Source organism: Heyndrickxia sp. FW510-T9 (assembly GCF_058781025.1).
Map to the genome: position 1 here is coordinate 46,304 of NZ_JBYSWK010000007.1, position 19,710 is coordinate 66,013.

Genomic DNA, 19,710 nt, shown 5'->3' on the forward strand with positions numbered 1-19,710 from the left:
AGCACTATTCTGAACGAAATAAGGCAATTTGAGTAAAATCATATAATAAGCAGGATTTTCGACAATGTCTGTATAAGTATAATAATAGATTGTAGCAGCAAGGGGGAGAAATACATAAATGAAAAACGTCGATCATATTGGTATAGCTGTAAGATCCATAGAGGAGGTATTACCTTTTTACACGGAAACGCTTTCACTTAAGTGTTTGGGTATAGAAGAAGTTGCATCAGAAAATGTTCGAGTAGCTTTTATTGATGTAGGAAATATAAAAATAGAATTGCTTGAGCCTTTAACCGAAACTAGTGCAATTGCGAAATTCCTTGAAACAAAGGGACAGGGGTTACACCATGTAGCATTTGGAGTAAATAATATTGAGGAACGGATAACGGATTTAAAGGAAAATGGTATCCGCATGATTCAAGACGTTCCAAAGCTTGGTGCACATGGAGCGAAAGTCGCATTCCTACATCCAAAATCTGGACATGGCGTATTATATGAGCTTTGCGATAAAGATAATTAATGGGGAATTTACGGATTTATTACACAGCAGGGGGAAGATTAAATGACAGATATTTATGAGAAAATCAATGAGCTTTATGATCGTAAAAGAGGAATTGAACTCGGTGGTGGCGATGATAAGATTGAAAAACAACATCAGAAAGGCAAATTAACTGCTAGAGAAAGAATTGAGTTATTAGTAGATCCTGGTTCCTTCGTAGAACTTCACGCATTTATTGAGCATCGCGGACATGATTTTGGTCTGGGTGATGTAAAAGGCCCGGGAGATGGTGTTGTAACGGGTTATGCAAAAGTTAATGGACGTCCAATTTATTTGTTTTCACAGGATTTTACTGTTTTCGGCGGAGCTTTAGGGGAAATGCATGCCAAAAAAATTGCGAATGTTATGGATTTAGCAGCCCAAAATGGTGCACCGTTTATTGGTCTTAATGATTCTGGCGGTGCACGAATTCAAGAGGGGGTTGTTTCGTTAGATGGCTATGGCCATATCTTTTATAGAAATGCTATTTATTCTGGAGTTATCCCGCAAATCTCTGTGATTATGGGACCTTGTGCAGGTGGAGCTGTCTATTCTCCTGCAATTACAGATTTTGTATTTATGGTCGATGAAACAAGTCAAATGTTTATTACCGGTCCAAAGGTAATTGAAACGGTAACAGGTGAAAAGATATCTTCAGAAGATCTTGGCGGATCAAAAGTACATAACACCATTAGCGGAAATGCCCATTTTCGTGCCGGGTCAGAAGAAGAAGTTTTGCAAATGGTACGAATGTTATTAAGTTACCTACCGCAAAATAGTAAAGAAAAGGCAAATAAGAATTCATGGGATGGGGATGATTATCGTCCAGATTTAACGGATACCATACCTTTTGATGCCGTTCGTCCCTATGATGTACGATTAGTAATTGAGCAAGTAGTGGACACGGACTCCTTCTTTGAAGTGCAAAGGGAATTTGCTAAAAACATCGTAGTAGGATTTGCACGAATCCGTGGTGAAGTGGTTGGCCTAGTTTGTAATCAACCGAAATTCATGGCCGGTGGCTTGGATATTGATTCATCAGATAAAGCATCGCGTTTTATTCGCTTCTGTGATTCATTCAATATTCCGATAATTACTTTTGAAGATGTAACTGGATTTTTCCCAGGGATTAAGCAGGAGCATGGTGGGATTATCCGCCATGGTGCGAAAATTCTATATGCATACTCAGAGGCAACAGTTCCCAAAATCACTGTTATTCTACGAAAAGCATATGGCGGTGCATATGTTGCGCTAAACAGTAAATCAATAGGAGCAGATATTGTTTATTCATGGCCAAATGCAGAAATAGCAGTAATGGGACCAGAGGGTGCAGCAAATATTATATTTGCGAAAGAAATTGCAAGCAGTGACAATCCGGAAGAAACAAGAAAACAGAAGATAGCTGAGTACCGTGAAAAATTTGCCAATCCATATATAGCTGCTTCACAAGGGATGGTGGATGATGTCATTGATCCTCGGGAAACGCGAATGAAAATTGTTCAAGCATTAGAAATGCTACGGAACAAACAAGAAGATAGGCCATATAAAAAGCACGGGAATATTCCTTTATAATTTGGATAAAAGCGAGGTGAAATGATTATATTAATCACCGGGAAACTTTAATTGTCCATGTGAAGAAATAGCGATATACTAATGGAGTAATTAACTTAAGCTTCTATATTTATATCGAAATTTTATTACATAGCTGGAGGTATATTCAATGATTAATCAAGAGCGCTTATTAAACGAATTTTTGGAATTAGTTCAAGTCGATTCCGAAACTAAGAATGAAACAGAAATTGCAAAGGTTCTAAAAAAGAAATTTGAAGACCTTGGTGTGGAGGTTTTCGAAGACGATACTACATCTCAGACAGGACATGGTGCAGGTAATTTAATTTGTACGTTAAAAGGTTCAAAATCAACTGCTGATGTGATTTATTTCACTTCCCATATGGATACGGTTGTACCTGGTAATGGTGTAAAACCGTCCATTAAAGATGGTTATGTGGTAACAGACGGTACGACTATTTTAGGTGCTGATGATAAAGCAGGTCTTGCTGCAATGTTTGAATCAATCCGTGTTCTAAAAGAACAAAATATTGAACATGGTACTATCCAATTTATTATTACGGTTGGCGAGGAATCTGGTTTAGTAGGGGCAAAAGCGCTAGACTCATCTTTATTGAAAGCAAAATATGGCTTCGCTTTAGATAGCGATGGCAAAGTTGGTAATGTTGTAGTAGCTGCACCAACTCAAGCAAAAATTAAAGCAGTATTATACGGAAAAACAGCTCATGCAGGAGTTGCACCTGAAAAGGGAATATCTGCAATTTCCATCGCTGCAAAAGCAGTATCCAGAATGCCTTTAGGCAGGATTGATGAGGAAACGACTGCGAATATCGGACGTTTCGAAGGTGGACAAGCAACGAATATTGTATGTGACCGTGTTGATATACTTGCAGAAGCACGTTCATTAGTTCCTGAGAAAATGGAAGCACAAGTTGCAAAAATGAAAGAGGCATTTGAAGCTGCTGCTAAGGAAATGGGCGGGAAGGCAGATGTTGAAGTTCACATAATGTATCCAGGTTTTAAATTTGCAGATGGAGACCAAGTGGTGGAAGTGGCAAAGAAAGCTGCTGCAAAAATTGGCCGTGAATGTAAACTGGAACAAAGCGGTGGTGGTAGTGATGCCAATGTAATCGCGGGATTTGGAATTCCAACAGTAAATCTTGCCGTTGGTTACGAAGAAATTCATACAACGAATGAAAGAATGCCAATCGAGGAACTAGTCAAACTTTCAGAAATGGTCGTTGCGATTGTTCAGGAAGTTGCCGGAGAATAATGAAAGTGAGCAGACCATCTCATTGGTCTGCTCTTTTAGGAGGAGTTTTTTGTGTCATCTAGCAGTAAATCAGTCGTTTTTCAGGTTGGGAATGAAGAATACGGAATACCTGTGGAATATGTTGTTTCAATTGAAAAAAATGAAGGTATTACACCGATTCCCCATCTACCCTCATTCGTAAAGGGTATTGTTAAATCAAGAGGGGAATTAATTCCGGTTATTGATTTTGAAATGGTACTGTATCAACAACCTTTAGAAAAAAATGATGAAGTTCGAATGATTGTCTTAAGTACAGATGAATTATCGATTGGATTACTAGTGAAAGAAGCAAAAGAAATTCTTGATATTGCGAATGAGTCTTTAAAGCAAATTGGCTTACTTGCTTATAAAAAAACAGCTTATTTTTCCAGTGTTGCAAACTTACAAGATAAATTAATCACTATAATTGATCCTAATGTACTTGTCTCTACATTAGAAGGAATAAAAGAAATTAAAGACTACATGAAGGAATATGCACAAGAGGTGCAATAAATTTTTCATTGTATTTAATTACATTTTAATAATGAATTATTTTTTATGTCTAGCTGTAGCGCCTATTGGTTAGCAGATTTCTACGTCTTCTTCCTTCGATAAGGGGCATCGACTCGTCCCTCGCTGTGTTGCCTAAATCTTGCGACGAAGACTACGAAATCTGTCGGCGCTTCGGCTTTTCTTATAGGAAGTGTATTACGTGAATCAATTTTATCCTAAAAATGGAAGAGTCATTCTCCATGTTGATATGAATAGTTTCTTTGCTGCCGTTGAAATGGCCCATGATCCTTCACTTAAGGGGAAACCGCTAGCTATTGCGGGGAATCCTGAAGAGAGAAGGGGCATTGTGGTTACATGTAGCTATGAGGCTAGAAAATTTGGTGTGAAAACAACTATGACTGTTTGGGAAGCTAAAAAGCTTTGTCCACCATTAATTATCTTGAGGCCAAATTTTCACCGTTATCGTGAAGCATCATCAGCCATGTTTGCTATTTTAAGGCAATATTCATATCTTGTTGAGCCTGTTTCTATTGATGAAGGATATGTGGATATCACAGAAAGCAGTGAATTCGGTACTCCAATCGAGATTGCGGAAAAAATCCAAAAGCAATTAATTCAAGAACTTGATCTTCCGTGTAGTGTTGGGATTGCTCCAAATAAGTTCCTCGCTAAAATGGCCTCTGACATGAAAAAGCCAATGGGTATCACTATTTTACGAAAAAGAGATGTTCCTGATAAGCTGTGGCCGCTACCATTGATAGAAATGCATGGGATAGGAAAAAAAACAGCTGAAAAATTATTGGCATTTGGAATCGAGAAAATACGGGATTTGGCAAAGGCGAATGATATTCACTTGCGTCATCTACTAGGAATAAGAGGATTGCAATTAAAGGAAAGGGCAAATGGTGAGGATAAAAGAAAGGTAGATCCTGAAGCCGCTAATGATTCTAAAAGTGTAGGTAGCTCGTTGACTTTGCCGAAAGATATTGCAAACCAGCATGATCTGTTGGCTTATTTAAAAAAGTTAGCGGAAGAGACCTCAAATAGATTAAAAGTGAAAGAGTATTTTGCGACAAATGTTTCGATAACTATTCGCTATAAAAATCGGCAAACGATTACCCGTAGTCGAAAACTGCAAAATCCAATTAATAAATCTGAGGATATTTTATCAGCTGCAAAGCATTTGTTTTTAAAGCATTGGAACGGGAACCCTGTTAGGCTTTTAGGAGTTACCGGACAGGATCTAGTGGAACGTCTCCAGGCAGTCGAGCAATTAGATTTATTTTCTTATGAAAAAGTAGCGAAGAAAGAACCCCTTTACAATGTGATGGAAAAACTACGTTCAAAGTTTGGAGAACATGTTGTAACAAAAGGGGTTTCTCTTAAGGGAAAGAAACAGCCTATCCAAAAGAATGACGAACATCAATTTTAACTTTTTTTCTTTAATTTACCTTTAAGGGAGGACCATAATCCTTCCTTTTTTTTGCTTGTATCCTTCAGAGGAATTTTATTTTTATAAATAAAAATATCATCTTTATCAATCGCGTAATCAAGTGTCAAAACTAAGCCAATATTCGTTCCACTTGTATGATTGGTAACAATGGAAAATGAAGTTCCGTTTTTCTTAGCTATTTGGATATATTTAGAAATGAATGAGTAACTAAGATCACCATTCACCAATAGACTTGCATCCGGATGATCTTTAATGAAATGTTCCACCTCGGAATAAATATTTGTTTCCATCACCTGACTTTTGGTTAATGCAACAATTATTCTCTCTCTTAAAGTACCTAAAAATTTTTTCCTTTCTTCTGGCTTTATCTGTTTTTCTCCGTATAGGCCCTTTTCTAAATAATCATCGAGGCTAGGGTTTCTCAAGAGAATGTACCTCCTATAGATATTGTTCCTTACTCTATATACAAAATAAGCATTAAAGGATGTTTATGTTCCAATTTTGCTAAAAAAGACCCCATGATACTTTTTTGCATGGGGTCACATCATTATTAGCTATTAGCAATCATCAATATCTAAATTAGTTACTGGCCACCAGAAATAGCCGTCTTTTTCAAGGAGCGTATCGGATGCATTTGGGCCCATGGTGCCAGATGCGTAGTTAGGGAAATCCGCTTGTTTTTTGTGCTCCCAACTATCAGATATTTTATCCACAAAGTTCCATGATAGAGCAACCTCATCCCAATGAGCAAAGTTTGTCGCATCTCCACGCAAACAATCATCCAAAAGTTTTTCATATGCTTCCGGTGTGTTAATTCCATGTGTACTAGTATTGGAAAAATTTAATTTAACCGGAGTTGTTTCCATATGTTGACCAGATTTTTTTGCATTAAGGTGCAATGTAATCCCTTCTTCTGGTTGAATATGGATTACTAGTAAATTAGGTGCTAATTGCTGTTCCGTATTGTAATACAGGTTCATCGGGATATCTTTAAATTGAATGATAATTTTAGTTGATTTTGTTTCCATTCTTTTTCCTGTTCGAATATAAAATGGAACACCAGCCCATCTAAAATTGTCTATCATTATTTTTCCAGCCACAAATGTTTCGGTATTGGAAGAAGGATCTACATTTAATTCATCACGATAGCCTGGCACATGTTGACCCTCGTTTTGACCTGCACTGTATTGGCCGCGAATAAAATATTCACTTACATCATCCCCTTCAATAGGACGGAGAGCACGGAATACACGGACTTTTTCACTGCGTATTTCATCTGTCGATAATTTGATTGGTGGCTCCATTGCAAGAAGTGCAACCATTTGCAGCATATGATTTTGAACCATATCACGCAATGCACCGCTCTTTTCGTAATATCTTGCCCGCTCTTCCACACCAAGAATTTCACTGGATGTTATTTGAATATTGGAGATGTATCGATTATTCCATAACGGTTCAAACAATGCGTTCGCAAAGCGAATTACTTCAATATTTTGCACCATTGCTTTCCCGAGGTAATGATCTATACGATAGATTTCTTCCTCATTAAAAGCTTTTCTTATTTGGGAGTTTAATACCTTAGCTGATTCTAAATCATGTCCAAATGGCTTTTCTATCACTAATCGTTTGAATCCTTTTGTATCATTTAAACCATCTGTTTTTAAATGTTCTGCAATCGTTCCAAAGAATTCCGGAGCCATCGCTAAATAAAATATTCTATTTCCATTTAATGAATATTGTTCGTCAAGTTGAACGGCCAATTTTCTTAATTCTATGTATGATTCACTATTAGTCACATCATGTGCTTGATAATAAAAATGAGAGATAAACTCATCGATATTCTCACTTTTTCCGATAGACGTTAGAACCGAGTCTTTTACATTTTCTTGTAATTCTTCATGTGTCCATGGACGCCTAGCTGTGCCGATGACAGCAAAATTATCACCTAGTCTTCCTTTTTGATACAAATGGTAAAGGGATGGGAAAAGTTTGCGTTTCGCTAAATCGCCTGTTGCTCCAAAAATCATGATCAATGACGATGGAATTTCAGTGGATCTCATAATAGTATTACCTCTCCTTTTTATCTTCCTACTAATATAGTGCCTTAAATTCTTACTAATACATCAAAGTTAATAAAAGTCCCTACATTTTCATAATTCTATCGTTTGAGCCCATGAATAGCAATATATTTGCAATTTCGTTCGCAAAATAGAAGATTATTGAGTCATTATGGTATTATTTATGGAAAGAAGTAATGGGAGGGCTTATTCATGGAATTATTGTTTTTAGGAACTGGTGCAGGAATTCCCGCTAAGTTAAGAAATGTTACTTCCATTGCATTGAAATTACTGGAGGAACGAAAAGCAGTCTGGTTATTTGATTGCGGGGAAGCAACCCAGCACCAAATTTTACATACAACCTTAAAACCGAGAAGAATCGAAAAAATCTTTATTACGCATCTACATGGAGATCATATTTTTGGTTTGCCGGGGTTACTCGGCAGCCGTTCCTTTCAAAACGGAAATACAGAACTAACTGTGTACGGTCCAGAGGGAATTAGGGAATTTATAGAAGTCTCTTTAAAAATTAGTGATACACATCTGAAGTATCCTTTAAGAATTGTAGAGATTCACGAAGGAATAATTTTCGAAGATGATCAATTTATCGTTGAAGCGGCAACATTAGATCATGCAGTACTTTCATTTGGGTATCGAATAACGGAAAAGGATATGCCGGGAACTTTAGATGCAAAGAAGCTGCAAGAAGATGGAATACCACCTGGACCAATTTATGCAAAATTAAAAAATGGTGAATCGGTTCAGCTTTCAAATGGCAATATCGTTAGTGGAGAAGACTATCTCGGCCCACCATTAAAGGGGCGAATAGTCACTATTTTAGGAGATACAAGAACATGTGAGAACGCAATGAAATTAGCTGTAAATGCCGATGTTCTTGTCCATGAATCCACCTTTTCTGCGGATAGTGAGGAAATGGCTTTTGAGTATTTTCATTCCACTACATCACAAGCTGCGCTAACGGCAAAACAGGCTAATGCAAAGATGCTATGTTTAACCCATATTAGCTCTAGATATGGGATGGAAGATTCCATCCAGCTTACTGAAGAGGCGAAAAAGATTTTTCCAAATACCTGTATTGCTCATGATTTTTTTGAAGTTCCAGTTCCCATTCAAAAGTAAAATGGCCTTGTCACAAACAAAGGCCATTTCTTTTCTTCTTTATGTCAAACATTCCAACCACGTTCGTATTGTACTGGAGATGTGATATCCACTCCAAGTTCTTTTGCCGCTGTTCTTGGCCAATACGGATCTCTTAATAATTCCCGAGCAATAAAAATTAAATCTGCCCGCTCATTTTGTAAAATTTCTTCCGCATGAAGAGGTGATGTTATAAGTCCGACTGCCCCAGTATCGATATTAGCATCATGTTTAATGGCTTCAGCATATTTTACTTGATAGCCTGGAAAAATATTAATTCTAGCAGGAACAACGGCACCAGAACTTACATCTATTAAATCTACGTCTTGCTCCTTCATCCATCTGCAAATCTGTACATAATCTTCAATCACAAGTCCTTCTGGATCGTAATCATTCGCTGATACCCGGACCATTAATGGACCATCCCACACCGATTTCACTGCTTCGATTACTTCTTTTAAGAAACGATAGCGATTTTCTGCAGATCCACCATATTCATCCTTACGATGATTGGATAATGGAGAAAGAAACTCGTTAATTAAATACCCATGTGCTCCATGAATCTCAATGACATCAAATCCCGCTTGCTTTGCACGTAGAGCAGCTTGTTTAAATGCCTCAACTGTTTCTTTTATATCCTCCAAGCTCATTTCCTTTGGAGTCTTCATTTTTTCATTGAAGGCAATTGGGGAAGGGGCAATAATTTCTTGGTCTAGAACTGCTTTTCTACCCGCATGTGCAATTTGGATTCCTGTCACTGACCCGTGTTCCTTCATCATTCCCACTAATTTTGCAAGGCCCTCTATATGCTCATCACACCAAATTCCTAAGTCCTGCGGCGAGATTCTTCCTTGTGGAGTGACAGCGGTAGCTTCAAGGATAATTAAGCCTACTTGCCCAACGGCACGGCTTGTATAGTGTGTATAGTGCCAATCGGTCACTTTTCCGTCTTCTTGAGAACATGAATACATGCACATTGGAGACATAACAATTCGATTTTTTAGTGTGACATTTTTAAGTTTATATGGTTCAAATAATTTCACAGTCAATAAAATATACCTCCTATTTTTGAATTATGTAAAGGCACTTTTCTTGAATTTTGTTGCTTTTGTAAAAGAAAGCCTTGTAAACATCATTATTTAGGGTAAGAATGACTAACCTTTTTAAGAAAAGATGCCCCGAATATTAGGCTACGTTAGAATTTATAACAATTTACGAAAAGCAACAATATATGCGAAAACAGCCTATGTATATTATATCAACGCCACATTTTGGATAAAAGAAACTTGCTTACAAATTTGTAGCTGCCATGTTACATAGAAATGCATGTTCTATCTTAATATAATGACATCCTTTTGTTTAAAGACTACAATATAAGTATCATATTCATTTCAAAAAACTTCATTCATTATATAAGGATCTTATCCTAAACTTTGTTGATTTTGTAAAAGGAAACCTCACAAATAATTTGGTTACGTATAATTAGCATTTTTTAGAAAAGATGCCCAAAACGTTAGTATTTATAGCAATTTACTAAAAGTAATAATCTGTACGAAAACAGCTTTATATAATCAGAATTAGGGTTGGAGGGAACAAAGTGGTTACATGGAATGGTGATGTAGCAAAAATAACAGTGCCTACTCCTTTTGCGGTGGGAGATGTGAATGTATATCTAATAAGAGGGGAAGCTTTAACATTAATTGATGCAGGGGTGAAAACAAAGGAAGCATGGGACATTTTTACCTTTCAACTTTCTCAATTAGGCTATACACCAGAAGATATTGAGCAAGTAGTATTAACCCATCATCATCCAGATCATGTCGGATTTTTGGATTGGCTCCCCGATGGTATTCAAATATATGGGCATCCTTATTGTGTACCGTGGCTAAATGAAGATGAGAATTTCTTTGCTGCACATGATCACTTTTATTATCAATTGTTCCAAGAATTCGGTATTGAAGGAGATTTTCCGGTTCTTTTGAAGCAATGGAAAGCGCCATTAAAGTTCGGAGCGTATCGACCTATTACGGATACCATTCAGGAAAATGACCATATTCCAGGGCTAGTAGAATGGATGGTGATGGAAACCCCCGGACATGCTCAAAGTCACCTGTCTTTTTATCGAGGAAAAGATGGTATTTTGATAGCCGGAGATCATGTGTTGGCGACTATTTCATCAAATCCATTATTAGAACCGCCATTAGTTGCTGGGGAAGAACGACCTAAGCCGCAATTACAGTATAATTCTTCTTTAAAAAAATTATTGAATTACAATATTACGATGACTTATACAGGACACGGAGCGGATATAGCAAAAGTTCACCCATTAATCGAACGCCGATTACAAAGACAGCAGGATCGTTCCATGCAAGTGAAAGAGATGCTAAAGGGCATGTCTTTATCAACTTATGAAATTTGTAAGGGGTTATTTCCTGCTGTCTATCAAAAGGAACTTGGATTGACATTATCTGAAACAACTGCACAACTTGACTTCTTATTATCTATTGGCGAAATTCGAAAAGCAATGGATGAAAAGGGAGTTTCCTATTTTTCTGTTGGTTAATGGTAATGCCGGGTTATGGGTTAGGTCCATAGGAGTCTTCGTATCGAATAAAACCGGTTTAAGTGTATCAAAAATGCTATAAATTGATAATTACTTATGATGTCTAATGATAAAGGACACTAATCAAGGAAACCCGTAGTGAAATGTCTTTTAGAACGCAATAAAAGGCCAACTTGACTGAAAACTCGAAGGGAAATGTCCTTTAGGGCGCAGCAAAAGGCCAACTTGAGCGAAACCCCGAGGGGAAATGTCTTTTAGAACGTAATAAAAGGACAACTTGAGCGAAACTTCGAGAGGAAATGTCTTTTAGGAGTCCGTCTAAAAATAAATGGAGGTAAATATGGTTAATGAAAGATTAAAAGGGAAGACGGTTGTAATCACGGGGGCATCCGGTGGTCTTGGCGAGCAAATAGCGTTTGCGACTGCAAAAAGCGGGGCAAACATCGTGTTGCTTGCACGGAGCTTAGAAAAACTTGAGACCATAAAGAATACGATTGAAACAAGCTATTCTGTAAAATGTATTGTGGAAAAGCTTGATGTTTCCATTGTGGAGGATATATCTTGCGTTTTCGAAAAAATTAATGATGAAATCGGTCCAATTGATGTGCTAATTAATAATGCAGGGTACGGAATTTTCGATGAAGCACATGAGGCAACCCTTGAAGATATTCAAGGAATGTTTAACGTAAACGTTATCGGACTAATTGCTTGTACGAAGGAAGTATTGCCTTTCATGAGAAACAGAAAATCCGGCCATATTATCAATATTGCCTCTCAAGCTGGAAAATTAGCAACGCCAAAATCAAGCGCATATGCAGCAACAAAGCATGCCGTTATCGGGTTTTCCAACAGTTTGCGCATGGAATTGGCACCATACAATGTGTTTGTAACTACGGTTAATCCTGGTCCAATTGCAACCGGGTTTTTTGATACAGCAGATAAGTCTGGAACATACATACAAAGTATCGAGCGGTATATGCTAGACCCGGAAAAATTAGCGAATATCATTGTACAAAGCATGTTTACAAAAAGAAGGGAAATCAATTTGCCTCGTTGGATGAATGCGGGCAGTATCCTGTACACCTTGTTTCCTAGAATTGTTGAAAAGGTTGGGGGCAAAGCATTTTATAAAAAATAAATGTGAATGGTATATACTCTTGAGCCGTTTTTCGGCTCTTTTTTTGAAAAAAAAATAAAAAGTAAAACTTTTTTTGATAGCAGTCTGTCTAATTGAAAAGAGAGAAAAAAGGAGGGGAGCAGATGGAGCTTATATCCCTAGTGGTGAAAGCGAAAAAAGGGGATGATGCTTCCTTTTATCAACTTATGTTGGAGCAGAGGGAACAACTTTATCGAATTGCCATGTCCTATTTAAAAAACGAAGAAGCAGCATTGGAAGCAATTCAAGAAACCACTTTTCGAAGCTATAAAGCGATAAAAAGGTTAAAAAATCCCGAATATTTTTCAACCTGGTTGATTCGAATATTAATCAATTATTGTAAGGATGAGTTGAAAAAACAAAAAAGAGTTATCCAGCACGAAAATATTGCAGCCATTGCAGGAGCGAAGGAAGACGCCCTTCATTTTGAAATGGAAGAAGCCGTCCATAAGCTGGACGATAAATTACGCGATGTGATTATTTTAAAATACTTTCATGATATGAAAATTACGGACATTGCTAATCTATTAAAATGTCCTGAAAGTACAGTGAAAACATGGCTTTATAAAGGCTTGAAATCCCTCAAGAATCAGTTAGAGGAGGAAGGAGGACAAAAATATGTTTGACCGTGAAGAGGAAAAGTTAAACAATGTGAAACATAAATACGAAGGAAGCCCACTACCAAATGAAAAAATTGATCAAGCTATCTTTGCGGGGATCCGTAAAGCTCGAAACAAGAAAAAAAGATTTCAATTTTGGACTAATTCATTCCTATCGGCCGCTGTAATCGCAGTTGTATTTGTCATTACGTTTCACACGATTACTCCGCCTAAGAAAAACACCTCAAGTTTGCCTAAAGATGATAAGCTTGCAGAACTCATCCGAAATGATAAAGGGTTAAAAGCGGCTGTAGCAAATGACTACGTACAAAATATCAACCGTTCTGATGAACATGAGGGGATTAAGGTTGTATTAGATTCGGTTATTGTGGATGAGGAACAGTTGATTATGTTTTATCATTTTGAGTCTAAACAGGTTAATGATGCTCATATAATTGTCGATAATTATTATTTTGAAAAGGAAAATGGAAAACACCTTAAGCTTGGCTCCTTTAGTACACAACAAGGAGTAGATTTTGATAATGGAAAATCCCCAATATACAGATGTGATATTGGCCTTGGAGAAAATTTATCTGACAGTCAATTGACTCTTACGGTGGAATTAAAGAAGAGGATAGGGGAAGACGATGAAAAAACCGTTAAGTATGATTCGAAATGGAAAATTCCATTTACATTAGATCAGCATAAAATTGCAAGGAAAGAAGTTATTACATTAAATAAAACGGTTACGGTAGAAAATCAAAAAATTCTTATTAAGAAGATTAGCTTTTTGCCAACAAGAGTAGGGATTTCAGTTGAACTTCCGTCTGATAATACAAAACAGATTTTTGATCTGCAAGATTTGCGCTTAGTTGATGAACATGGGGAAACATGGCCAATAATAGCGAGTGGTACGATAGGTTCTGGAGCGGGAGATAAAAAAACCTATTATTTGCAAAGCGACTACTTTGCAAAATCAAAAAAGCTGTATATAGCAATTAATACGGTAAGAGCGCTTGATAAGGATCAGTTGTTGGTTAAAGTGGATCCGAAAAATCAAAAAGTTTTGCAAGCACCTAAGGATGGCCAGTTATATAAAGTGACTTCTGGTTCTAGACTGTCCTTTTATTTTAAGAATTTAGATAAAGATTATGATTCTGTGCTCACTATGTTCGATTCTTACATTGATGCTCAAGGCAAGAAGCATTTGCCTAGCTATTCTAACCATTATAGTAATGAGGAAGGAGAAGTACTTGAAATTCCTTATGATAAACCAATACCAACAAAGCCAATTACCTTAAAGCTTCTTGACTACCCAGCCTATATCCACGGGGATATAAAAATCCGCATCAAATAGCCTGCTACTATAAGCAGGTTTTTTTAGTTGATTTTCAAAGGATTTGTGAACAATTGATAAAAATTCTCATTTCCAATGAATTTCATGTTCCTTATTTTTAGGCTTCATGATAAAATAATATCAGCAAATGAGAAGATTTATCATTCTCAATTAATTGTGGAACGGAGAAATGATCATGGCAACTTTATTAGAATTACTTGAAGGCAAAGCAGGAAGTATTTCTGATCTTTCTCAAGTTGATGATACATTAAAGCACCGCTTGCTTCATGTAGGCGTTTTTGAAGGTTGTCCAATAAAATTAAAATGTTTAATGCCATTTGGCGGTCCATGTATGGTAGAATGCCAAGGTCAATTGATTGGGATTCGTCGTGGCGATGCAAAAAAAATTAAGGTTGAGTGTGAATCATGATTACTGCTCTAGTTGGAAATCCGAACACCGGAAAAACATCTCTATTTAATCATCTAACTGGCTCCTATGAGTACGTTGGAAACTGGAGCGGTGTAACGGTTGAGAAAAAAGTAGGAAAATTGAAGGAAATAAAAGGCAATCTCATTGATTTGCCCGGAGTCTATTCTCTTTATCCATTTTCAAAGGACGAATCTGTTGTTATTCAATTTTTCCTAAACGAACAATTTGAAAACATTATCAATATTGTGGACGCATCACAACTTGAAAGAAATTTACAACTTACTATTCAGCTTCTTGAATTTGGGAGTCCTGTTATCATCGGTTTAAATATGAATGATGTTGCGGAAAGAAGAGGCATTCATATTGATTCAGCCGTCCTATCTAAAAAACTGGATATTCCTGTTGTACCAATTACCGCAAGAAGCGGGAAAGGGTGCGGGGAGCTTACACAGCAACTAACATCCTTGCGCCATAAAAAAGATAATGTTCCAAATATACAATATAGTGAAGTAATTGAAAAAGGAATTGCCCAGATAATCGATTTGGTAGAAGGTCAAGATTTGCAACTTCCGATTCGCTGGCTCGCACTTCAAGTGTTAGATGGGAATCCAGACGCTCGGGCTTATTTGGAACAATGGGTAGCCAAAGATAGACTAAAACAATTACTTGACTTGATAGAGCATGATGTAAAAGATAGTACTACTTTTCCATCCGCTTCAAGATTGATCTTTGAAAAGCGCAGAATTTGGATTGAACAAATCATCCAAGATAGTATCGTTACTCAAGCTGAACAGAAGAAGAACTGGACAGAACGAATTGATAAAATTGTAACGAACCGCTGGCTTGGAATTCCAATCTTTTTAGCTTTTATGTATCTTATGTTTACGGTTACCTTTGATTGGATTGGTACACCTTTATCGGACCTGCTAGATTCTTTTATTTCAGGTCCATTAAGCACATGGATAGATGAAGGTTTAAATGCAGTTGGAGCTAGTTCGTTTATTCAAGCTCTTGTTACGGACGGAATAGTGGCAGGAGTTGGCGGTGTTCTCGTTTTTGTCCCGCAAATATTTGTTTTGTTCCTATTTATTTCGTTCTTGGAGGATTCCGGTTATATGGCTAGAGCCGCACTTGTCATGGACCGAGTCTTGGAAAGAGTGGGCCTAAATGGGAAAGCATTTATCCCAATGGTAATCGGCTTCGGATGTAATGTTCCTGGCATTATGGCTGCTAGAACAATTGAACAACCGAAAGAAAGGTTATTAACGGTTCTTCTAACACCATTAATGTCTTGTTCAGCGCGATTATCCATTTATGCTTTGTTTGTAGGAGCATTTTTCCATAAGCATCAGGCCATTATCGTCTTTTCATTATATGTAATGGGGATTGTTGTGGCACTTGTCTTATCGAAAATTTTTTCGAAAGTATTAATGAAAAATGAGCCATCTATGTTTGTCATTGAGCTACCTCCTTACCGTGTTCCCCACGCTTTAACATTATGGAGAAGCACATGGGACAAAGGAAAAGGCTTTGTTCGAAAAGCAGGTACCTTTATTTTTGGTGGCTCTGTTGTCATTTGGCTTTTATCCTACTTCGGACCAGGTGGCATTGGCGTTGACATGGACCATAGTTTTTTAGCGATTATTGGCGGTTGGATTGCTCCTCTTTTGGCACCGCTTGGATTTGGTATGTGGCAAGCTGGTGTAGCTTTAATCACCGGATTTTTAGCAAAAGAAGTGGTTGTTTCGACGATGGGGATTATTTACCATACGCCGGATTCGACAGCACTTCAAGGGTTATTGTCACATTATTTCACACCCTTATCAGCTTATAGCTTCTTAGTATTTGTTTTGCTTTATGTACCATGTTTAGCGACGGTTGCTGCGATTCGAAATGAATCGGGTTCATGGAAATGGACAATTTTCAGTATCGTGTATGCACTTGCTATTGCATATTTACTATCGTTAATTGTCTATTATGGTGGAAAGCTCATTCTTGGAATGTAAGGAGTGGTCAATATGTTGGCAAGTATTATTATAGGCGCCATTATTTTTGGATATGCTGCCTTTACATTGTATAAATTTGTTCGAAAAAGCAAACAAGGTGCCTGTGCACATTGTTCGTTAAAAAATAACTGTCAATCAGCCTGTAATACCGTTTTAAAAAATGAAAAAGTAAACCCCTTTTCGTAAGGGGTTTTTCTATTGCGTCAAATATGTATAAACAACATCGTTTACAATATCGTGCAGGCTAGAAGTGCGTCCACCTCTATTTCCTTTAGAACCTCCCGATACATATGTTCTAAATCTTCCTCGTTTATTTCTAAAGAATTTCTTTCATATTCATATTGAGAAAAGCAGTTTTGAATTAATTTTAGAATAAATTTCTTTCCATATTAACCTCACAAGATAAATAAATCTATCCTATTATACATGGTTTTCAACAATTACAATAAAGCTATTTTCCAAAAAATATAAATTGAAATCGAACGTATATTCGAATACAATATAGAATATAATAAGAACATAAGTTCGTTAATTGGTGTAAAATAAATAAACCTAATGAAGGTGAAGAAAGTGACCGTTGATTACAGCAAACTCCCACATCATAAGATTTTATGCATCGATATGAAGAGTTTTTACGCAAGTTGCAGTGCTGTTATGCGTGGGCTAGATCCGATGGACTGCTATTTAGCGGTGGTTGGGAACAAAGAGCAACCAGGAAGTATTGTTCTCGCCGCTTCTCCGAAATTAAAAAAGGAATTTGGCATTAAATCAGCATCTTCCCGGCTGTTTAATATTCCTAATGACAGCAGGATTCTCGTTGTGGAAGCGCAGATGTCAACTTATTTACAAATTTCCACAGAATTAATAAAAATTTTTAATAAGTATGCACCTATGGAAGATATTCATGTCTACAGCGTGGATGAATCGTTTATTAAAGTGGATGGCCTGAAAAATATATTTGGTGACGTGAAAACAATTGCACATATGATTAAGAATGAGATTCTTGAAAACTTTGGACTGCCCTGTACTATTGGCATTGGTCCCAATATGCTTATGTCAAAATTAGCACTAGATTTGGAATCAAAAAAAGCAAAGAATGGAATAGCGGAATGGACATATGAGGATGTCCCAAGCAAACTATGGTCAGTATCCCCATTACGGGAAATGTGGGGGATAGGAAGAAGGTTGGAAAGAAGACTAAACGGAATGGGGATTTTCTCTGTAGGTGCTTTGGCAAAATATGACCTGAAATTCTTGGAGAAAGAATTTGGGGTTATGGGAAACCAACTTTACCATCATGCTTGGGGTGTTGATTTATCCGAGTTGGGAGCTCCAATCATAGAAGGGCAAATTAGTTTTGGGAAAGGCCAAATATTACTACGTGATTATAAGGAAGAGCATGAAATCAAAGTAGTAATATTGGAAATGTGTGAGGAAGTAGCACGCAGAGCTCGTGCTTCCAAGAAATCGGGAAGAACGATTAGTTTAGGAATTGGATACAGTGACTCTGATTTTGGAGGAGGCTTTTATCGATCCTATACAATGGAAGAGGCGACCAATGTAACCATGAAAATTTATCAAATATGCTTAAACTTATTTGATAAATTTTATACAGGCAAAAGTGTTCGTCAAATAACAATCACCCTTTCCAATATTGTTAATGATATAAATATGCAGTTAAATTTGTTTGAGCCTAATAAAGAGAAATTACATGATTTAGGATATGTAGTAGATAAAATTAGAGATAAGTTTGGTTCTGCATCGATATTGAGAGCCATTTCTTTTACTGAGGCTGGGACAGCTTTAAAACGCTCAGCACTTGTAGGGGGACATAAAGCATGATCCGTGATAGAGGGAATAAAAAATGGAATTCCTTAATGCTTCCAGAGCATGTGAAAATGCTTCGGGACTGGAAAAAAGAAAATATGTATGAACAGAAGAAGCAGCTGGATGAGCAGCAATTCGAACTTATGAACGAATGTCTGACAGAGGCAATGGAAACAAGTAATAATATCACGATTACCCATTATCATAATCATCGCTATGAACTAATCATCGGGAAAGTTCATCATTATAGCCCAATAAACAAAGAACTTCGGGTTATAGATCATTTTGATGAAGTTCATCGCATTTTATTGGAGAATGTAGCAGATATCCGCTTAACAGATTAAAATAAAATGCGTTATAAGTTTAAATTAATGAACATCCACCTTTTAGGTTGGATGTTTCTGCTTTATAAAACCTTTTGATTAAATGTTCGGATGACATATTGTATAAATCTTTGTTTAATACAAACACTCCTTTAAAAAATGAAAACAATTTGAATAATCAATCTGTCTCTTGTTCTTCTATAGATTTCCATCCAATAGCAGTTACTCCAGCTTCCAAACTTAACCGACTCACTATTTTTTCAAGCAACGCAGCTTTTTTAACATCGCAATGCAGCAAAGCCCGTACTATTACTTTTTTACCACCCTCAATGTCTTCACTATATAATTCTTTTAGATCAATGCTTTCTGATTGAACCAATTGCATTAATATGGCCCTAATATGAGATTCATCTTTATCTAAACAAGTGGCAGATACCATATAATCCATGTCTTCCGGCATTTGTTCTCTTGCTATTTTATTCATAAAAAGCGCCAGAGGTCGAAATAATAAATTTACTAATACTACTCCGAATGCACCGATAATACCCGCTTTTAAAAATCCGGCCCCAACAAGAGTACCGGCAGCAGCGGAACACCATAATGTAGCAGCAGTATTTAATCCACGAATACTTAGACCCTCTCGAATAATGACTCCGCCGCCTAAAAAACCAATTCCACTAACCACTTGAGCAGCAATACGTGTAGGACTTTGTTCTCCTGGAATCATGACAGATAATAGTACAAATAAACAAGCCCCTAATGAGACGAGAGAATTAGTCCGCAAGCCAGCCATCCGGTGCCGCCATTGACGTTCTGTTCCTATACACGCCCCTACAAGTATTGCAATAGCCAAACGGACTATAATGTCTTGCCATACCAAATCTTTCACCT

General features: G+C 37.1%; 20 protein-coding genes. 15 read left to right on the forward strand and 5 right to left on the reverse strand.

Annotated elements, in window-relative coordinates; genetic code table 11:
* The first annotated feature begins 118 nt into the window (after positions 1–118).
* The 5 genes from mce to AC3WJF_RS05565 all read left to right on the forward strand — a co-directional run bounded on the left by mce (position 119) and on the right by AC3WJF_RS05565 (position 5,343).
* A complete protein-coding gene (gene mce / locus AC3WJF_RS05545; RefSeq protein ID WP_492450130.1) occupies positions 119–520 on the forward strand; it encodes a methylmalonyl-CoA epimerase in 402 nt (133 codons plus the stop codon).
* A gap of 42 nt (positions 521–562) precedes the next feature.
* On the forward strand, positions 563–2,110 hold the full coding sequence (locus tag AC3WJF_RS05550) for an acyl-CoA carboxylase subunit beta (RefSeq protein ID WP_492450131.1): 1,548 nt from the start codon (positions 563–565) through the stop codon (positions 2,108–2,110).
* A 148-nt stretch (positions 2,111–2,258) separates the two neighbouring features.
* Positions 2,259–3,380 (forward strand): tripeptidase T, encoded by a 1,122-nt coding sequence (locus AC3WJF_RS05555; RefSeq protein ID WP_492450132.1) that lies wholly within the window; start codon positions 2,259–2,261, stop codon positions 3,378–3,380.
* Positions 3,381–3,431: 51 nt separating this feature from the next.
* Positions 3,432–3,911 carry a chemotaxis protein CheW gene (locus tag AC3WJF_RS05560; protein WP_492450133.1) on the forward strand — a complete coding sequence of 160 codons (480 nt, stop codon included), beginning with the start codon at positions 3,432–3,434 and terminating at the stop codon, positions 3,909–3,911.
* A gap of 199 nt (positions 3,912–4,110) precedes the next feature.
* Entirely contained in the window at positions 4,111–5,343 is a 1,233-nt protein-coding gene (locus AC3WJF_RS05565) for a DNA polymerase IV (protein WP_492450134.1), read from the forward strand.
* Here AC3WJF_RS05565 and AC3WJF_RS05570 read toward each other — a convergent pair.
* On the reverse strand, positions 5,340–5,789 hold the full coding sequence (locus AC3WJF_RS05570; protein ID WP_492450135.1) for a YueI family protein: 450 nt from the start codon (positions 5,787–5,789) through the stop codon (positions 5,340–5,342). The two genes, AC3WJF_RS05565 and AC3WJF_RS05570, sit on opposite strands and share 4 nt — an antisense overlap.
* Positions 5,790–5,921: 132 nt before the next feature.
* A complete protein-coding gene (zwf, locus tag AC3WJF_RS05575) occupies positions 5,922–7,424 on the reverse strand; it encodes a glucose-6-phosphate dehydrogenase (RefSeq protein WP_492450136.1) in 1,503 nt (500 codons plus the stop codon).
* Positions 7,425–7,634: 210 nt separating this feature from the next.
* Here zwf and rnz point away from each other — a divergent pair, with 210 nt between their 5' ends.
* On the forward strand, positions 7,635–8,561 hold the full coding sequence (rnz, locus tag AC3WJF_RS05580) for a ribonuclease Z (protein WP_492450137.1): 927 nt from the start codon (positions 7,635–7,637) through the stop codon (positions 8,559–8,561).
* A gap of 44 nt (positions 8,562–8,605) precedes the next feature.
* On the opposite strand, the gene namA is transcribed toward rnz, so the two are convergent.
* A complete protein-coding gene (gene namA / locus AC3WJF_RS05585; RefSeq protein ID WP_492450138.1) occupies positions 8,606–9,628 on the reverse strand; it encodes an NADPH dehydrogenase NamA in 1,023 nt (340 codons plus the stop codon).
* A gap of 548 nt (positions 9,629–10,176) precedes the next feature.
* Here namA and AC3WJF_RS05590 point away from each other — a divergent pair.
* The 7 genes from AC3WJF_RS05590 (at position 10,177) to AC3WJF_RS05620 (ending at position 16,855) form a co-directional block, all read left to right on the forward strand.
* Positions 10,177–11,142 carry an MBL fold metallo-hydrolase gene (locus AC3WJF_RS05590; RefSeq protein WP_492450139.1) on the forward strand — a complete coding sequence of 322 codons (966 nt, stop codon included), beginning with the start codon at positions 10,177–10,179 and terminating at the stop codon, positions 11,140–11,142.
* Positions 11,143–11,482: 340 nt separating this feature from the next.
* Positions 11,483–12,280, forward strand: a complete 798-nt coding sequence (locus AC3WJF_RS05595) for an SDR family NAD(P)-dependent oxidoreductase (protein ID WP_492450140.1) — start codon at positions 11,483–11,485, stop codon at positions 12,278–12,280.
* Between the two features lie 122 nt (positions 12,281–12,402).
* Positions 12,403–12,924 carry a sigma-70 family RNA polymerase sigma factor gene (locus AC3WJF_RS05600; RefSeq protein ID WP_492450141.1) on the forward strand — a complete coding sequence of 174 codons (522 nt, stop codon included), beginning with the start codon at positions 12,403–12,405 and terminating at the stop codon, positions 12,922–12,924.
* Positions 12,917–14,254 carry a DUF4179 domain-containing protein gene (locus AC3WJF_RS05605; RefSeq protein ID WP_492450142.1) on the forward strand — a complete coding sequence of 446 codons (1,338 nt, stop codon included), beginning with the start codon at positions 12,917–12,919 and terminating at the stop codon, positions 14,252–14,254. Before AC3WJF_RS05600 ends, AC3WJF_RS05605 begins: the two co-directional genes overlap by 8 nt.
* Before the next feature lie 175 nt (positions 14,255–14,429).
* Entirely contained in the window at positions 14,430–14,663 is a 234-nt protein-coding gene (locus tag AC3WJF_RS05610; RefSeq protein WP_492450143.1) for a FeoA family protein, read from the forward strand.
* Entirely contained in the window at positions 14,660–16,669 is a 2,010-nt protein-coding gene (gene feoB / locus AC3WJF_RS05615; RefSeq protein WP_492450144.1) for a ferrous iron transport protein B, read from the forward strand. Before AC3WJF_RS05610 ends, feoB begins: the two co-directional genes overlap by 4 nt.
* Positions 16,670–16,681: 12 nt before the next feature.
* A complete protein-coding gene (locus tag AC3WJF_RS05620) occupies positions 16,682–16,855 on the forward strand; it encodes a FeoB-associated Cys-rich membrane protein (protein ID WP_492450145.1) in 174 nt (57 codons plus the stop codon).
* 41 nt (positions 16,856–16,896) lie between these two features.
* Here the strand turns inward: AC3WJF_RS05620 and AC3WJF_RS05625 are convergent, their stop codons facing one another.
* Positions 16,897–17,043 carry a YqzH family protein gene (locus AC3WJF_RS05625; protein ID WP_492450306.1) on the reverse strand — a complete coding sequence of 49 codons (147 nt, stop codon included), beginning with the start codon at positions 17,041–17,043 and terminating at the stop codon, positions 16,897–16,899.
* A gap of 181 nt (positions 17,044–17,224) precedes the next feature.
* Between AC3WJF_RS05625 and AC3WJF_RS05630 the strand changes: the two genes are divergently transcribed.
* Both AC3WJF_RS05630 and AC3WJF_RS05635 read left to right on the forward strand, forming a co-directional pair.
* Entirely contained in the window at positions 17,225–18,511 is a 1,287-nt protein-coding gene (locus tag AC3WJF_RS05630; RefSeq protein ID WP_492450146.1) for a Y-family DNA polymerase, read from the forward strand.
* Complete coding sequence (locus tag AC3WJF_RS05635) at positions 18,508–18,840, forward strand: YolD-like family protein (protein ID WP_492450147.1); 333 nt, start codon at positions 18,508–18,510, stop codon at positions 18,838–18,840. Before AC3WJF_RS05630 ends, AC3WJF_RS05635 begins: the two co-directional genes overlap by 4 nt.
* Positions 18,841–18,997: 157 nt before the next feature.
* On the opposite strand, the gene AC3WJF_RS05640 is transcribed toward AC3WJF_RS05635, so the two are convergent.
* Positions 18,998–19,699, reverse strand: a complete 702-nt coding sequence (locus AC3WJF_RS05640; RefSeq protein ID WP_492450148.1) for an MgtC/SapB family protein — start codon at positions 19,697–19,699, stop codon at positions 18,998–19,000.
* Positions 19,700–19,710: the final 11 nt, after the last annotated feature.

What these genes read in the sequence shown, in the direction of transcription:
- AC3WJF_RS05620 (WP_492450145.1), top strand. Translation starts at nt 16,682, where the DNA reads ATGTTGGCAAGTATTATTATAGGCGCCATTATTTTTGGATATGCTGCC.
- AC3WJF_RS05600 (WP_492450141.1), top strand. Translation starts at nt 12,403, where the DNA reads ATGGAGCTTATATCCCTAGTGGTGAAAGCGAAAAAAGGGGATGATGCT.
- AC3WJF_RS05610 (WP_492450143.1), top strand. Translation starts at nt 14,430, where the DNA reads ATGGCAACTTTATTAGAATTACTTGAAGGCAAAGCAGGAAGTATTTCT.
- feoB (WP_492450144.1), top strand. Translation starts at nt 14,660, where the DNA reads ATGATTACTGCTCTAGTTGGAAATCCGAACACCGGAAAAACATCTCTA.
- mce (WP_492450130.1), top strand. Translation starts at nt 119, where the DNA reads ATGAAAAACGTCGATCATATTGGTATAGCTGTAAGATCCATAGAGGAG.
- AC3WJF_RS05605 (WP_492450142.1), top strand. Translation starts at nt 12,917, where the DNA reads ATGTTTGACCGTGAAGAGGAAAAGTTAAACAATGTGAAACATAAATAC.
- rnz (WP_492450137.1), top strand. Translation starts at nt 7,635, where the DNA reads ATGGAATTATTGTTTTTAGGAACTGGTGCAGGAATTCCCGCTAAGTTA.
- zwf (WP_492450136.1), bottom strand. Translation starts at nt 7,424, where the DNA reads ATGAGATCCACTGAAATTCCATCGTCATTGATCATGATTTTTGGAGCA.
- AC3WJF_RS05630 (WP_492450146.1), top strand. Translation starts at nt 17,225, where the DNA reads ATGAAGGTGAAGAAAGTGACCGTTGATTACAGCAAACTCCCACATCAT.
- AC3WJF_RS05555 (WP_492450132.1), top strand. Translation starts at nt 2,259, where the DNA reads ATGATTAATCAAGAGCGCTTATTAAACGAATTTTTGGAATTAGTTCAA.
- AC3WJF_RS05635 (WP_492450147.1), top strand. Translation starts at nt 18,508, where the DNA reads ATGATCCGTGATAGAGGGAATAAAAAATGGAATTCCTTAATGCTTCCA.
- AC3WJF_RS05550 (WP_492450131.1), top strand. Translation starts at nt 563, where the DNA reads ATGACAGATATTTATGAGAAAATCAATGAGCTTTATGATCGTAAAAGA.
- AC3WJF_RS05595 (WP_492450140.1), top strand. Translation starts at nt 11,483, where the DNA reads ATGGTTAATGAAAGATTAAAAGGGAAGACGGTTGTAATCACGGGGGCA.